The sequence below is a fragment of the Microcystis sp. LE19-41.2A genome, assembly GCF_027530405.1.
Classification (GTDB): Bacteria; Cyanobacteriota; Cyanobacteriia; order Cyanobacteriales; family Microcystaceae; genus Microcystis; species Microcystis aeruginosa.
Genome location: NZ_JAPZQJ010000514.1, coordinates 18,580 through 31,819, shown reverse-complemented (window position 1 = coordinate 31,819; position 13,240 = coordinate 18,580). Strand labels below are relative to the sequence as shown.

The 13,240-nt window shown below is 41.7% G+C and carries 18 protein-coding genes and 1 tRNA gene; 5 read left to right on the top strand and 14 right to left on the bottom strand.

Annotation, left to right across the window (positions count from 1 at the left end; genetic code table 11):
* Positions 1–140 precede the first annotated feature (140 nt).
* Positions 141–1,139 carry an Npun_R2821/Npun_R2822 family protein gene (locus tag O9290_RS21735; protein ID WP_288059685.1) on the bottom strand — a complete coding sequence of 333 codons (999 nt, stop codon included), beginning with the start codon at positions 1,137–1,139 and terminating at the stop codon, positions 141–143.
* 237 nt (positions 1,140–1,376) lie between these two features.
* Positions 1,377–2,882: a hypothetical protein gene (locus O9290_RS21730; protein WP_288087527.1), complete on the bottom strand. Its 1,506-nt coding sequence runs from the start codon at positions 2,880–2,882 to the stop codon at positions 1,377–1,379.
* A 127-nt stretch (positions 2,883–3,009) separates the two neighbouring features.
* On the opposite strand from O9290_RS21730, the gene O9290_RS21725 reads away from it, so the two are divergent.
* Positions 3,010–3,082, top strand: a tRNA-Glu gene (locus O9290_RS21725).
* A 20-nt stretch (positions 3,083–3,102) separates the two neighbouring features.
* Here the strand turns inward: O9290_RS21725 and O9290_RS21720 are convergent.
* Positions 3,103–4,452 (bottom strand): sensor histidine kinase, encoded by a 1,350-nt coding sequence (locus tag O9290_RS21720; protein ID WP_002763386.1) that lies wholly within the window; start codon positions 4,450–4,452, stop codon positions 3,103–3,105.
* A 320-nt stretch (positions 4,453–4,772) separates the two neighbouring features.
* Here O9290_RS21720 and O9290_RS21715 point away from each other — a divergent pair, with 320 nt between their 5' ends.
* The 3 genes from O9290_RS21715 (at position 4,773) to O9290_RS21705 (ending at position 7,215) form a co-directional block, all read left to right on the top strand.
* A complete protein-coding gene (locus O9290_RS21715; protein ID WP_002763387.1) occupies positions 4,773–5,246 on the top strand; it encodes an EVE domain-containing protein in 474 nt (157 codons plus the stop codon).
* Positions 5,247–5,249: 3 nt separating this feature from the next.
* A complete protein-coding gene (locus O9290_RS21710) occupies positions 5,250–6,104 on the top strand; it encodes a prohibitin family protein (RefSeq protein ID WP_002763389.1) in 855 nt (284 codons plus the stop codon).
* 460 nt (positions 6,105–6,564) lie between these two features.
* Complete coding sequence (locus tag O9290_RS21705; RefSeq protein ID WP_002763390.1) at positions 6,565–7,215, top strand: hypothetical protein; 651 nt, start codon at positions 6,565–6,567, stop codon at positions 7,213–7,215.
* 299 nt (positions 7,216–7,514) lie between these two features.
* On the opposite strand, the gene O9290_RS21700 is transcribed toward O9290_RS21705, so the two are convergent.
* The 11 genes from O9290_RS21700 to O9290_RS21650 all read right to left on the bottom strand — a co-directional run bounded on the left by O9290_RS21700 (position 7,515) and on the right by O9290_RS21650 (position 12,213).
* Complete coding sequence (locus O9290_RS21700; RefSeq protein WP_288059687.1) at positions 7,515–8,537, bottom strand: DNA cytosine methyltransferase; 1,023 nt, start codon at positions 8,535–8,537, stop codon at positions 7,515–7,517.
* A 46-nt stretch (positions 8,538–8,583) separates the two neighbouring features.
* Entirely contained in the window at positions 8,584–8,832 is a 249-nt protein-coding gene (locus O9290_RS21695; protein WP_002789664.1) for a DUF4926 domain-containing protein, read from the bottom strand.
* A gap of 2 nt (positions 8,833–8,834) precedes the next feature.
* Entirely contained in the window at positions 8,835–9,164 is a 330-nt protein-coding gene (locus tag O9290_RS21690) for a DUF6883 domain-containing protein (protein ID WP_288059689.1), read from the bottom strand.
* Positions 9,165–9,196: 32 nt separating this feature from the next.
* A complete protein-coding gene (locus tag O9290_RS21685) occupies positions 9,197–9,451 on the bottom strand; it encodes a hypothetical protein (protein ID WP_288059691.1) in 255 nt (84 codons plus the stop codon).
* A 192-nt stretch (positions 9,452–9,643) separates the two neighbouring features.
* Entirely contained in the window at positions 9,644–9,877 is a 234-nt protein-coding gene (locus tag O9290_RS21680; protein ID WP_008198375.1) for a DUF433 domain-containing protein, read from the bottom strand.
* A gap of 131 nt (positions 9,878–10,008) precedes the next feature.
* Entirely contained in the window at positions 10,009–10,221 is a 213-nt protein-coding gene (locus tag O9290_RS21675; protein ID WP_004158042.1) for a hypothetical protein, read from the bottom strand.
* Positions 10,218–10,694 carry a type II toxin-antitoxin system VapC family toxin gene (locus O9290_RS21670; RefSeq protein WP_288059692.1) on the bottom strand — a complete coding sequence of 159 codons (477 nt, stop codon included), beginning with the start codon at positions 10,692–10,694 and terminating at the stop codon, positions 10,218–10,220. Before O9290_RS21670 ends, O9290_RS21675 begins: the two co-directional genes overlap by 4 nt.
* A 511-nt stretch (positions 10,695–11,205) precedes the next feature.
* The gene (locus tag O9290_RS21665) at positions 11,206–11,442 is read right to left on the bottom strand and encodes a DUF4926 domain-containing protein (RefSeq protein WP_002792164.1); all 237 of its coding nucleotides are present in this window, start codon (positions 11,440–11,442) and stop codon (positions 11,206–11,208) included.
* A 12-nt stretch (positions 11,443–11,454) separates the two neighbouring features.
* Positions 11,455–11,775 (bottom strand): DUF6883 domain-containing protein, encoded by a 321-nt coding sequence (locus O9290_RS21660; protein WP_024968524.1) that lies wholly within the window; start codon positions 11,773–11,775, stop codon positions 11,455–11,457.
* Between the two features lie 49 nt (positions 11,776–11,824).
* Positions 11,825–12,019 carry a RelB antitoxin-like protein gene (locus tag O9290_RS21655; RefSeq protein WP_002789683.1) on the bottom strand — a complete coding sequence of 65 codons (195 nt, stop codon included), beginning with the start codon at positions 12,017–12,019 and terminating at the stop codon, positions 11,825–11,827.
* Complete coding sequence (locus O9290_RS21650) at positions 12,013–12,213, bottom strand: hypothetical protein (protein ID WP_002743272.1); 201 nt, start codon at positions 12,211–12,213, stop codon at positions 12,013–12,015. Before O9290_RS21650 ends, O9290_RS21655 begins: the two co-directional genes overlap by 7 nt.
* A 215-nt stretch (positions 12,214–12,428) precedes the next feature.
* Between O9290_RS21650 and O9290_RS21645 the strand changes: the two genes are divergently transcribed.
* On the top strand, positions 12,429–13,220 hold the full coding sequence (locus O9290_RS21645) for a transposase (protein WP_287767315.1): 792 nt from the start codon (positions 12,429–12,431) through the stop codon (positions 13,218–13,220).
* Positions 13,221–13,240: the final 20 nt, after the last annotated feature.

Genomic DNA, 13,240 nt, shown 5'->3' with positions numbered 1-13,240 from the left:
GGGATCGGGGGTAAAATTCAGGTACTTTTTCCCTGAAAATTAGGTAACTGACTACCTCAAAATCGGTAAAACCCTACACCCCACACCCCACACCCCACACCCTGCCCCCACCAACAAACTTTTTCAGCAGACCCTAATTATTATTTTCCTAAACCGAGTTTTCTGGTTACTTTTTGCCAAAAGGTTGGGGTCGGTGGTTGATAGGGTTTGGGACTATCGGTAAAAACAGGACGTTGACTAGGTTCGTAGAGATAACGATAGTGTAAGAAAATATCTCGATAGGGAAAATCGAGATTTTCACCGCTACAAAGTCGCGTGAACAGAGAGGAAGATAAACCAATGTAGTGAAGGTATGTCAAACGTTTGTCGTGGTCATAAAGAATATTATCTAAAGCCTGAAAATGGGGAGAGGTGACACAGCAGCCGGTGCGTTCTTCTTTAGGCAATTGAAGAGCTAGATTATATATAGAAAAATTTGAGCGCATCATCATATAATTTAACAGAGGTTGATCTACTGCCATAGGATAAACTATTTCTGCTTCTCCTGCTCGCAATTGTTCTATGAGCCAATTACGGCGTTCCCCGTCAAATAAACCTTTTTTTGAGCCATAAAAACCCGAACAGAAAATTTCTTGGTTAAGACGTTCTTGGGGAAAGATTTCTAATAATTTTGGGGAAGTAACTTCATAAACGTGGGTGATATCTTTGTGCTGAAAATCGTAGACTACACAATCATAATTATCTAACTGTGCAAAAACCCGATCTAAGGGACTCATCAATAGGGTATCACCATCCATGTAGATAAAGCGATCGAACGGCCCATCAAAGGCACAATAACGACGATGGGTACCAAAACGATGATAACCTTTGCTACCAGCCTTTAACCAGCGTTCTTTAGCGGTAGGATGGGGTTCCCAAGCAGATTTAGCGAAATTATCCCAGAGATCGATCACTTCCCGATCATCAAATAACTCTACATTAGGACGTTGAGCAATTTCCGCCTTGATACGTTCGGTGTTGTCATCGTAGGGATAGACACAAACAGGAAGAGCTTTTCCTCCATTGACCTCGATGCTGTTGAGTAGGGCGACTAATTGATCGTAAATGCGATCGTTGGCTAAGGTACAGATACCGTCCATAAGTAATGCCAAGTAAAAAAATCAAAACTTATTATCTTTGCCGTTAGTTTAGCTTATTTTTGTCGATAAATTTCGGTAATTTGAGATTATGGTCATGACTTTAACTGCCGATCAGCCAATGCCCATTCAAAAGTGAAGTGCAACGCCTAAGATTGACAGAGGTAAGTCCCTAAAGATAGTCTCAAGTTTCTCACAACAGAAAGACTTCCCGATCGGCTATACCCAAAACCGATCGATTTAGCGTTTGCGTTTGAGTAATTTAGAAATGCGTCGATCATACCGCAACCAACGCCAGATTTTAATAACTAATTCCTCTACCCATAAAATAATCGCGTCCAATCCCTCTAAAATCCGTTCTAAGGGGTGTTTAACGTAACCGACGGGGGTTGATTCGGTTTCTAACCATTCTTCGTTAATTGGTTGAATTATCTCCCTAGCGTAGCGGGGATCTAATTGGGTTGCGGGGGGGGATTCTCCAGGAGTAATTTCAGCGGCGGCCGGGGGGATTTTTTGTAAAGATTTATTTTGTTTTTCTTGACTAAAAGCTTTTTTTGTGCTATGAGGCTCGGCTGGTGTGCCTGGGGACTGGGGAAGGGGATAAGCGGGGTTAAGGCGCGGTTTTTCGGAGTCTTGGGGAGAAATAGCCAAGATATCGGCGGATTCTAGCCAAGGTTGCTCGCTGACGGCGGAAAATGTCAGGGATTGGCGAGAGGAAAAGAAGTGATCGATCGCCGCTTGGATGAGTTTGCCGATCGTGAAGGGATCCGCTTGGGTTTGTTTTTCTAGCCAATCCTGGAGACGTTGCTTGAAGGTGATCAGCAGAGAATTAGGAAGACTTAGGGGATATTTTGCCGATAAAGCGGGTGAATCAGCACTATATTCTAAATTATTCTTCTCTTTTGCCCAGAAATGCTCGATCGCCGCATAAATTAACCAATAAAGTCGCCAGAGATAGGAGGAATTTTTCTCGAGAGTCGGGGACTGGTTAACGAGATCGGAAGGTAGGTTAGAGGTGTGGCTAACACTGCTGGGGATTGCGGGAGAGATAGCGAGAAATTTAGCCTCGAAAATTGCTAATTTTTCGTCAATAACTTCTAAAATCGCTTGAGAATTTAAATTAGGCAGTGGTAAGGAGGGTGGTGTCGGGGTTTTGACGAGATGGGATTCCTGGAAGAGATTTATGGCGATCGCTATTTGCCCCTGTTGTTCCCAGCGTAGCAGGTTCCAAAACCAACGGATCGGGGGCAAGACAGGATTTTTGTCGGTAAAATTCGGTAATAAAGGCGGATATTGAGGATTTAATCGCTTAATTCTCCGTTTTTCGAGGGCGTAGTTAGCCAGTGCCGTTCTAATTTGTTTTTCTATTTGTCTTTGGGTTTGATTATCGGTGATTTTAACAGTCTGGTGATCGTTAGTGACGACAACTAAAGCGTGATCCTCTAGATCGGCTGCTATGCCAATAAATGCCGTTTCTTGGTCAGATAAGCTCTGTAGAAATTCTTTGATCGCATCCGTCCCCTCTTTGCCGGGGGGTGATAATTGTTTCTGGAGACTGTTCCCCAATTGATTAGCCGTCATCCGCAGGGATTGTACCAGCAAATAGACGGGATAGAGGGCTATTTGCAGGGCAATAGCGATCGCATTTTGACCGCGACGGGAGACGCGGCCGAGGTTATCTTTCAGACGGATCAAGCGACGGTTGATCAGGTTGAACAGTCGGCTTTTATAGGGATCGGCAGCCATGGATTTTGGGCGATAACATCTTCAATTAGACTATCCTATTGTGCAAGGGCGGGATTAAAAAAATTTTGGCCAAAACCCTTGACTCCCGGAAAGATTATTGTTATATTTAAAAAGGTCTGAAATCCACGCCCCCATCGTCTAGTGGCCTAGGACACCTCCCTTTCACGGAGGCGACAGGGATTCGAATTCCCTTGGGGGTATGAAAAGAAGGTCAGAAGTGTCAAGCTTCTGACTTTTCGGTTTTTTTCTCCCGTTGATGGCTTTTCGGTAAGCTGACGGTGAAGATTGTTCCCCGATCGATCTGACTTTCGACGCTAATTTGTCCATGATGACTGAGGGTAATCGCTAAAGCGATCGCTAATCCTAATCCTGTTCCCCCGGAAGTGGCAGAATTTTGTCGCGCGGGATCGAGACGATAAAAGCGATCGAAAATATGGGACAAAGCAGCCTCGGGAATACCGATTCCGTTATCTTTGACGCGCACCAGTAACACCGATTGTCGATCGCGTTTACTTTTTTCCAATTCCACTGCCACATTTTTAGGCTCAGATTCGGGCAAAAAAGCGTGTTTTAGGGCATTAGAGATTAAATTTGTGAATAAACGTGCTAATTGATCCCAATCTCCCTGCATAGTAAACATTTCATCGCTGTAGGAAAAATCCTCTTGGTCCGGTTCCACGATCGACAAAGAGAGGGAAATTCCCTGCTTATCGGCGATTAAACGCTGTTCTTCCACCACTTCCATCAATAAAGCATCCAAAGGTACAGCTTGCTCGATCGGTTGGACGATGCCACTATCAGAACGGGCTAAAAAGAGCAGATCATTGACTAAATTGCCCAATCTTTCCGTTAAACGCTCGATCACTTGCAAGCGTTGATGGCCAGTTTGGGGATAGGAGATCGCCATTTGCACGTTAGTTTGGATAGTGGCGATCGGATTGCGTAATTCATGGGAAGCATCGGCGGTAAATTGTTTTAAACTCTGATAGGACTCTTTTACGGGTTGAATGGCTAAACCGGACAAAAACCAACCAATCCAGGCGACACTAGCAATCATCAGGCAAATTCCGAGGATTAAATCCAATAATAGCTGTCTAATCGGTTTTGTCACCTCAAACCAAGGATGACTTACCCGCAGATATCCCAAAACATAATGACCGATTTCCACCCTTTCGGTTACTTGTCGCAGCAGACGATTATCGGATAAGCGAATAGTTTCCCCTTGACGGTGGGGATGGAGGGGAATATCTAAGGATTCGGCCAGAGTTGACCAAAGTAGATTACCTTGGGGATCAAACCATTCCAAATCTATATGATCGTCCTCGACGGATTTACCCTGACTGGGAAAACTTGCCAGGGGATCGACGCGATAACGTCCTTGATCCGGGGGAATCGATTCGATCACGAGGGAACGATTTACCACCTCAATGATGTGTTTGAGGGTATCATCAATGCGATCCACTAGGGTATGGCGCACATAAAAATACATTCCCGTAGCGAGAAAAAGCAGTAGTATGGCAGTGACGGCAGTGTACCATAAGGCTAAACGGCGGCGAGTGGCTTGGAACACCGATAATCTATGGATTGGCTAGAGATTTTTAGAGCAATGTATCCTATTTTACAGCTTATTTGAGCGATTTAATAATCGAGAATAAATTATTTTTAGCTATAGGGAAAAACTGACAGTTGCCAAGAATAGCTAGACTTGAAGGATCATAGTCCTTAAAAATTGCCGCTAACAAAGGTATTTTTAGATACATTCTTCTCAATAATTGTTTGAGTAGAACTACAAAAGCAGTCAAAGTGAATTATATTTAACCCTATGGTGACAGGGCTGACAGGAACGGCTAAAAATATTTTTGAGCTTATTTGAATTAATCACAACTATAAATGATGAATTTAAATTACTGGTTAATGAAATCGGAACCCGATGTCTATAGTATCGGGGATTTAAAAAAAGATGGTCAAACTATTTGGGAGGGAGTGCGAAATTATCAGGCCCGCAATTTTCTCCGTCAGATGAAACGGGGAGATTTGGCCTTTTTTTATCATTCTAATACCACCCCGCCGGGGATTGTCGGCTTGATGCGAGTAGTGCAAACTGATATGATCGATCCCACACAATTCGATACCGATAGTCCCTACTATGATTCTAAATCCTCCCCAGATGCCCCGCGCTGGTGGACGGTTAAAGTTGAGTTTGAGCGCCTTTTTCCCCAACTGCTGCCCCTGGGAATTTTAAAACAAAATTTTACCGCCGATGAATTATTATTAGTAAGGACAGGAAATCGTCTGTCAGTGATGCCCGTTAATCAAGCAATTGCGGTAAAAATTCTCGCTTTAGTCGCTCATCAAGGAGTATAAACTGTGAACCAGAAAGATGCTATTAATTTACTTTCCCTGATCGGGGGATTATTGGCCACTATTGTCATTTTAGCGGCCTTTAATGCCTATGTGATTATCACCCCCGGACAAGCGGGAGTTTTAAGTGTGTTAGGAAAGGCTAAGGACGGGGTTTTATTGGAGGGATTTCACTTTAAACCTCCCTTTGTTTCTAGTGTCGATATCTACGATGTTACGGTGCAAAAATTTGAAGTTCCCGCCCAAAGTTCCACTAAAGATTTACAAAATTTATCCGCTAGTTTTGCGATTAATTTTCGTCTTGATCCGACTCAAGTAGTGGCAATTAGAAGAACCCAAGGTACCCTACAAAATATTGTCGCTAAAATTATCGCCCCTCAAACCCAAGAATCCTTTAAAATTGCCGCCGCTAAAAGAACAGTAGAGGAGGCAATTACTCGACGCAGTGAGTTAAAAGAAGACTTTGATAATGCCCTATCGACTCGGTTAGAAAAGTATGGTATTCTAGTCTTAGATACCAGTGTGGTAGATTTGAATTTTTCTCCGGAATTTGCTCGGGCTGTCGAAGATAAACAAATCGCGGAACAACGCGCCCAAAGAGCCGTTTATATCACCCAAGAAGCAGAACAACAGGCCCAGGCAGAAATCAATCGCGCTAAAGGGAAAGCTGAGGCACAAAGACTATTAGCAGAAACTTTAAAAGAACAGGGGGGAGGATTAGTTTTACAGAAAGAAGCGATCGAAGCTTGGCGCGAAGGTGGGGCGCAAATGCCCCGGGTTTTAGTCATGGATGGATCGGGAAAAAATAGCGTACCATTTTTATTTAATTATAGTGATTCTTTTCCAGAAAATACCCCCTAAATTCGGGTCTATTTAGCCCAATTATTTTCTCAAGATAAAGTCTTTCCCATCAAGAGGAAGTGTAACCTAAATTTGGTAAGCTGTTGACTATCTAAATTACTCGTTAAGACTATAGGGGAGAAGGGAGCAGGGAGAAGGAGTTTCAGCCTAAGTCCACCCCACTTCTCCCCATTCCAATCCCATGCCACCATCCCCAACCCAATCAAACCTCTAACTACAAGAAATATGACCTTGGGGTGCTTTTCGTTCAAAAATAACTTGATCGTAGATCGCCGACGAGTGTAAAGTGCGTTAGAAGGCTACCAATTCTGTTAAAAAACCCAAATCAACAATCCGCACCCCACGCAGCAACTTTATTCTTAAATTGGTGTTTCTGTCTTGGCTTATTTTGTTAGCAAGAACAGCCGAGAAACCTATTTGACGCTATCATGGAAACAGCGCTGTACTGCTTGCTAAATCAATGCTTACCCTCAAAACGAGTAAACTAACCCTTGCTGATGTTCAACGTCATCTCAATTTCCAAGAAAAGCTTGAGGATGTTTCATTTACAGAGCTTTTAGCTTTGGAAACCGTCAGCGACGCAGAAAAATTAGAACTTGTTCAAATCCGCAACGATTTTCGACCCTATTTGATGGAAGATAAAGCATCAGAAGGACAAGTGAAAGTTTTAACCCTATTTCCCCTATGGCGGTTAGCTGGTTTTTATCGTTATCCGATTAAGATTAGGGTTGAAGAAGGGATTGATAATATTATCCTTGTCGATGAAGATAAAACTATTAGCGGACGCTTTGATATTGTCACGGTGAATAATTCGATATCAACTGTCAATAATATCACTTTTTGGATTTTAGTAATTGAAGCTAAAGAGAGTGGAATCGAAGTACGTCAGGGATTACCTCAATTACTGACTTATGCCTACAATAGCTTAGAAAGACAACCCTCAGTTTGGGGATTAGCGACTAATGGCTTACAATATATGTTCGTCTATCTCAGACAAGAAACTAACCCCACTTATCAGATAATGCCAGAACTTAATTTAATGTATCCTCAATCAGCAATTAATCTGCTCCAAATTCTCAAGGCAATGGGTCAGCTAATTTTAGAGACATAAATTAGGACTCAAACAAGCTATAATCTCCTATGCCTTCTCTATACTTCTGCGGATTCCTTCTTTAGCAATAAACTTATCTAATACTAAATCTGTTGAGTATATGCTACATATCAGTAGAGTAGCAATTATTGTAGGTTGGGTTGACGCAAGGAAACCCAACCAAGAGTAACCTTTGGGGTGGTTGGGTTTCGCTTTTTCAGGCGAATTAAGCCATTTTCGACCCAGTATTGTTTCGCTCAACCCAACCTACGAGGCTGTCTATATAGGCAATTAAAAGCGTCTTGAATAATTACCACTATCTAAAACTCCTGAGTCGAAAATAAACTTAATTGAGTTGTTCGATTGAACGAGAATGAATTAGTTGATGCTTGCTCAATATCTAACCAAGACTCGATTACAGAATTAACCACAGCAGCTACGCAGGAAATCGCCACACTATTACCGGTTAATTTTCGCATAGTTTGATAACTGCCGACAATTTGATAATCATCGGGAAAACCTTGTAAACGTAGCATTTCTCTTGCTGTTAAGCGTCTTTTCCCATCCACTAACAAATAATTATAGGATGCTCCTGCTCGCAAGGCACAGGAATAGGGATAAGCACTGACATTTCCTCCTTTATTTTCGTGCCAGATAGTCGGTTCACTATAAGGTTTTTTTCCCTCTCTTTTCAGGAAGCGACTTTTTTGAATTCTTGCGGAAGCATAATAAAAATCCGAGACATTTTCTTCTAATATTTCCGTTAAAGTTGTTCTAGATAAAGCTGGTTCTGGCCAGATAAAACCCCGCGCTTCTCGGAAACCAACGATAAAAATCCGTTCCCGTTTTTGCGGTAAACCAAAATTAAGCGCATTCAAAACTCGGTAATCGGTATAGTAATCTAAATCTTGCAAAGTATCGAGAATAACTTCTAAGGTTTTTCCCTGTTGATGTCCCTGCAATTGCTTGACATTTTCCAGAATAAATGCTGCGGGTTGTTTGGCTTTTAAAATGCGAGCAATCTCAAAAAATAGCGTGCCTCTAGTATCTTCAAATCCCTTTAAATTACCACAAATACTAAAGGGTTGACAGGGAAATCCTGCCATTAAAATATCGTGATTGGGAATATCTAGGGCAGCGATTTCGGTAATATCTCCCCGGGGTTGGTCGCCAAAATTAGCGTGATAAATTGCCCGAGCGTCTTTATCTATATCACAGGAAAAGACACAATCAGATTCTAAGTTTTGTTGGCGACAAACTTGTTCAATAGCGACTCGAAACCCTCCCAAACCACAAAAAAGGTCAACAAAACGAATTTTCTGCTTATCTTTAAGTAAATTCATCGATAGTTGAGATTGTAGCGATAGGGATATTCTCTTTGATTTTAACTTATTCAACTTTCACCAAAGAGCGGACGGTAAATATTTCATTTGCTTGTAGGGGTTTAATCGCCGAAATTGGCACAGTAACTACTGAAATTGACTCACCGAGAGCGTTAAAAACCTCTAAAATTGCTCCCATTTCGCCATTGCTAGGATGGGGGATTAAATCCACTAATACTGCCACATCTCCCGATTTTAGATTGTCTTCGGGAACATCAAGACAAAGAACCACATGATCGTATAATCTAACATCCATAATTATCTATCCTTTCGGGGCTTGAGAGTAACAAACTGAAAACAGTCGTCAATGTATCGCAGTATCCATATTGTAACCACTGCTAAATTGATTCCGTTAACTCCTTCTAGCATTCCTTCAACTCGATAAAAGATACCGTATTCATTTTTACCATCTTTGATCGCATCTTCTACGGTAATTAGCTGAATAATCGCTCTTTGCAAACTGGCCGCATTATCGAGAGTAAATCCTGCTTGTGCTAAAAATTTTGATTTGTCATCTTTGTCTCTGAATACGAGAAGATAACGAGTAAGTTTATCCTCTGGAATAATTGCTTTAGATGGAATTTGCATCGCTCAATCTACTTAGTTTTCTAGCCTTTTCTTCAGCACTCATGATTGTCGAGTTTGCTCTCTAGGGATTCTAGATCTGATAACTGCGGTGGATGATTAGCATTCCATGGGAGAGCTTGATCTAATTTTTCTCGAAAAGGCGATCGATTTATCCAGTCTTCGTTGCCGGGAGAGCGATCGAGTAAATTTTGATAAAACTCATTCCACAGTTGAACCCATTCTTTTAGATCGATAACAACTGCTGTTTTTTCTCCTGTTTCATCGACAATATACTGAATACCTTTCATGATTTAAATTGTTGTGAGATGGATATTAATTAATAACTATATTTCAATCGATGCACGAGAAGATATGGATTTGACAATTTTATCCCGTTCCCATATTCTACCGGGGAACGCTCCCTTCAGTTTCTACCTGAATACTGGTTTAAGGTAGAGCCTTAGATATGGTGTTCTAAGGCAGAGCCTCGGAATAAGAAATCATGCCGAAGTGAAGCTAACGATATAATCGGATACAGCCCAAGCTGCATAATTAATAGCCTGACGAATATCTTCCTCTTCTAACTCTGGATAAGCCTCTAAAACTTCCTGAATAGATAACTGACTAGCCAACAGTTTCAGAACAAATCCTACAGTGATACGCATTCCTCGAATCGTTGGCTGTCCAAGACATATTTGTGGATTAACAGTAATACGGTCTAGCTCTTTAATCACTGTGGAACTCCTGAGATAAACTTATTCTGTATTGTTACATACAGCCATGAATCATTATCGCCCTAACTCTTGTGTTGGCAATGAATTGGCAATTAATCAGAATCAATCTATAGCGTTTCGCTCAAGCCAACCTAAGAGGCTGTTGTGTTGGCGTTGAAAGCTTTGGTGTGTTCTTCTCGAATTTTATGAATTTCTTCAGCATACTTGAGAGTAAACCCGTAGGATTCCGCAGCCTTTTCCGCAGCAATGCGAGACTTAACTAAATAGTCATGGATAGACGTGCATTCCTCCGATAATCTTGTTTGAGTTTTATCTTTTTCTTGCAAAATCTCTGAGTGGATCATAAGTTATTCTCCTCTTTGAATAGTTCAAGTGGTGTGACAATTTCAGGTGTTGACAAACCAAGGCGGGCATTGATAACGCGAATATGCTTCCGTTTGTTAGCATTCGCTAGGTGGTTGCAATTCCAAGTAACGAGATATTGAATGTCGAAATAGCTGGCATAGGCAAGATGTAGAGCGTCGCCCACAAGAGACCTTGGCATGACATAGTTGGCAAGATAAAACTCGACAACTTGTTCAAGAGCAGAAGTCGGCGGTAGTAAAGGAATCCTCGAAACCAAATGAATAATTTCAGCTTTACGCGGATAGTTTCCGTTGGTTAGTTCTTGAAGCACGGCATCCGAAATATATAAATCATAATAACTGGACATCTCCGACCACCACTTCCTTATGATTTCGGTAAAAGTTTTTAGAGCTTCACGCTCACCAAAGTAATAACTCGGAACCGTGGAATCCAAGTACACTTTTTCTTTCATGATAATAACTGATCGACAAGACTAAATCAAAGCCTGAAGCAGCGGTATGGTAGCCCCCTCTATTCTACTATCCTATCTCTGTAACGAAGTTGTTGCACTGTCATGCTTGACCTCGATCATTTCTCAGAGCGATCGCACTTGATCCCATTGAAACTTCTCCATTTTATCCCAAACATTAGCGGTGCGTTACACGCGCGTTTTCGCACCCTACAAGATCAGCGATCGCACTCCTCTTATATTGTTACATACAGCAATGAATTGTTATCGCTTTAACTCTTGTGTCGGCAATGAATTGGCAATTAATCAGAAATTAATATAAGCAATTATTGTAGGTTGGGTTGAGCGAAACAATACTGGGTCGAAAATGGCTCAATTCGATTGTTTAAGCGAAACCCAACCACCCCAAAGGTTACTACTGAAATTGACTCACCGAGAGCGTTAAAAACTTCTAAAATTGCTCCCATTTCGCCATTGCTAGGATGGGGGATTAAATCCACTAAGAATAACAGAATTATATAATTTGCAATTCATCCTGTTTAATATTTTGAATTGATTCAATCTTGGAAACTTCTACAGCGATAACTGTATAGGCTTTTCCCTGATTATTTAACACTTCTAAAACATAGCCATCCTCTTGGCCTTCGGGTCTAGGACAATAATCCACGATAATCGCGTGAGTGCCACGAGACAAATTAGATTCTGGCAAATCTTCGGTTAATTGAACTTCGGAAAACATATCAAATTTCATAGTCTAACTCTTTTAATCTGGTAATAAAGTCACAAATCTTGTTTCTTTCGTAAGTGAGTCGATAATCCAATAGGTAGAGACTCGTAAGTTTATCCCGTTCACCCCTTGTAAAAGTCCTTTAATTTCATAAATATCACCGAACTTTGTTTGTTTATTTAAGGTGGCCTCGTTGAGAAGAATACGTCTTAAATCTTGTTCCAATACCTGCCAGTTGTCTAAATTATATCCCGCTTGTGCCAGAAAGCCTGATTTATCATCTTTGGGTTGTAAAACTAGCAAATACCGGGTTAATTTAGCTGGTGGGATTGTCGCATTGGGATTTAAATAAGGCATTTATATTGTAATTTAGCCAATTTCTTTATAGACTTCTATAAAATAGATTTTACAGTATATGCGGGCAGTATTGCCATGTTTTTTCTTTGTCTAGGATTTGATCATTTTCAACTTCTTCGATGAGTTTTCCCAGTCCGTAATCCTCTAGGATTTCTTCGATTTTTTCAAATTCAGCAATGGGAATCTGAACGGCAATCGGCTTTTGATCTTTGTCTAATACATAGCTTTTGTTAATTTCTAGCATTTGGTTCTCTCAATAGTATCATTTTCGCTATTTTTTGTCATGTTTTGGGCGGTATTTAACCGAACTAATTTTCTACCACTTTTCCCTTGTCTCTCCCTCCAATCAGCGCAGATAGCTTTTATATCGTAGTTGAAAGACTTGGCGTGTTCTTCTCTAATCTTATGAATTTCTTCGAGTATTTCATCTTCCCACATGGCTCATTCTCCCATTAACTCGTAAGGTGTACAGATTAGCGGTAATTTGTAGCCGAAATCCGCGCATATATTGAGAAGTTTTTTCTGAATTTGAGCATTAGTAATATGTTTACAGTTCCATGTTAACAGATAAAAGTTGCGGACAGGATAAAGATAGCGGTATCTTTCTATTAGGTGTTATATTCTACAAGTCCTCGCGGGGAAAAATACGCAAAATGTCACGAGCAAAACGAGAACTAATCCCAGGCTATTCCTATCATATAACCATTCGCTGTAATAACCGAGAATTTCGCCTGACCCGTCTAGAATGCCGACAGGTGTTACTCTACGCTATCAAAAAAGCGATCGAAAAGTACGGATTCAAACTCTACGCGCTCTGTGTGATGAGTAACCATATTCACTATCTCATCGAACCGAAAGACGCGGAAGACTTACCCAAAATTATGCACTGGTTGAACTGGTACACCGCCATGTGTTTTAACCGAATGCTGAATCGAACTGGTCACTTCTGGGAGAAACGCTATCACAGTAGCGGTTTTCCCACCACGGATACTAAGCGAGCGCTGAATACCCTACGCTATATTCACGCCAATCCGAAGGCTGCGGGAGTCCAAGTCGGATTCTTCTACGATTTTAGCGATTACGGGGTCTATGACCGACTCGGAGACGATGGCTTAACCACTTGGCATCCTGCGTTTTTGAGTCTGGGAGAAACCCTAGAGGAATGCGCGGCCAAATATCGCGGATTCTGCAAGAAATACCGGCCGCGACCGAAACCGGAAACCCGCAACCACTGGGGAAGTAAGCTACTCGCGGGGATAAAGCCGAAGAAAAGGTCTAAAAAATCCTCTCCGGGCCAATTGTCTCTCTGGTGGGAGGAATGGGAGGAAGTCACCCCAGAAATTCTCGCGGTGGCGGATCAGTTCGTTTTTGCCAACGCCTACAACCCCCGCGTCGCCGGGGACATACTACAATCATGTCGCGGACCGGACCCGGGTCCTGGGTGACAGGTATCGAAAACCCAGAA

Excerpts from the sequence above, each read along its gene's own strand:
- O9290_RS21735 (WP_288059685.1), bottom strand. The coding sequence starts at position 1,139 with ATGGACGGTATCTGTACCTTAGCCAACGATCGCATTTACGATCAATTA.
- O9290_RS21730 (WP_288087527.1), bottom strand. The coding sequence starts at position 2,882 with ATGGCTGCCGATCCCTATAAAAGCCGACTGTTCAACCTGATCAACCGT.
- O9290_RS21715 (WP_002763387.1), top strand. The coding sequence starts at position 4,773 with ATGATGAATTTAAATTACTGGTTAATGAAATCGGAACCCGATGTCTAT.
- O9290_RS21705 (WP_002763390.1), top strand. The coding sequence starts at position 6,565 with ATGCTTACCCTCAAAACGAGTAAACTAACCCTTGCTGATGTTCAACGT.
- O9290_RS21700 (WP_288059687.1), bottom strand. The coding sequence starts at position 8,537 with ATGAATTTACTTAAAGATAAGCAGAAAATTCGTTTTGTTGACCTTTTT.
- O9290_RS21695 (WP_002789664.1), bottom strand. The coding sequence starts at position 8,832 with ATGGATGTTAGATTATACGATCATGTGGTTCTTTGTCTTGATGTTCCC.
- O9290_RS21690 (WP_288059689.1), bottom strand. The coding sequence starts at position 9,164 with ATGCAAATTCCATCTAAAGCAATTATTCCAGAGGATAAACTTACTCGT.
- O9290_RS21685 (WP_288059691.1), bottom strand. The coding sequence starts at position 9,451 with ATGAAAGGTATTCAGTATATTGTCGATGAAACAGGAGAAAAAACAGCA.
- O9290_RS21675 (WP_004158042.1), bottom strand. The coding sequence starts at position 10,221 with ATGATCCACTCAGAGATTTTGCAAGAAAAAGATAAAACTCAAACAAGA.
- O9290_RS21670 (WP_288059692.1), bottom strand. The coding sequence starts at position 10,694 with ATGAAAGAAAAAGTGTACTTGGATTCCACGGTTCCGAGTTATTACTTT.
- O9290_RS21665 (WP_002792164.1), bottom strand. The coding sequence starts at position 11,442 with ATGAAATTTGATATGTTTTCCGAAGTTCAATTAACCGAAGATTTGCCA.
- O9290_RS21660 (WP_024968524.1), bottom strand. The coding sequence starts at position 11,775 with ATGCCTTATTTAAATCCCAATGCGACAATCCCACCAGCTAAATTAACC.
- O9290_RS21655 (WP_002789683.1), bottom strand. The coding sequence starts at position 12,019 with ATGCTAGAAATTAACAAAAGCTATGTATTAGACAAAGATCAAAAGCCG.
- O9290_RS21650 (WP_002743272.1), bottom strand. The coding sequence starts at position 12,213 with ATGTGGGAAGATGAAATACTCGAAGAAATTCATAAGATTAGAGAAGAA.
- O9290_RS21645 (WP_287767315.1), top strand. The coding sequence starts at position 12,429 with ATGTCACGAGCAAAACGAGAACTAATCCCAGGCTATTCCTATCATATA.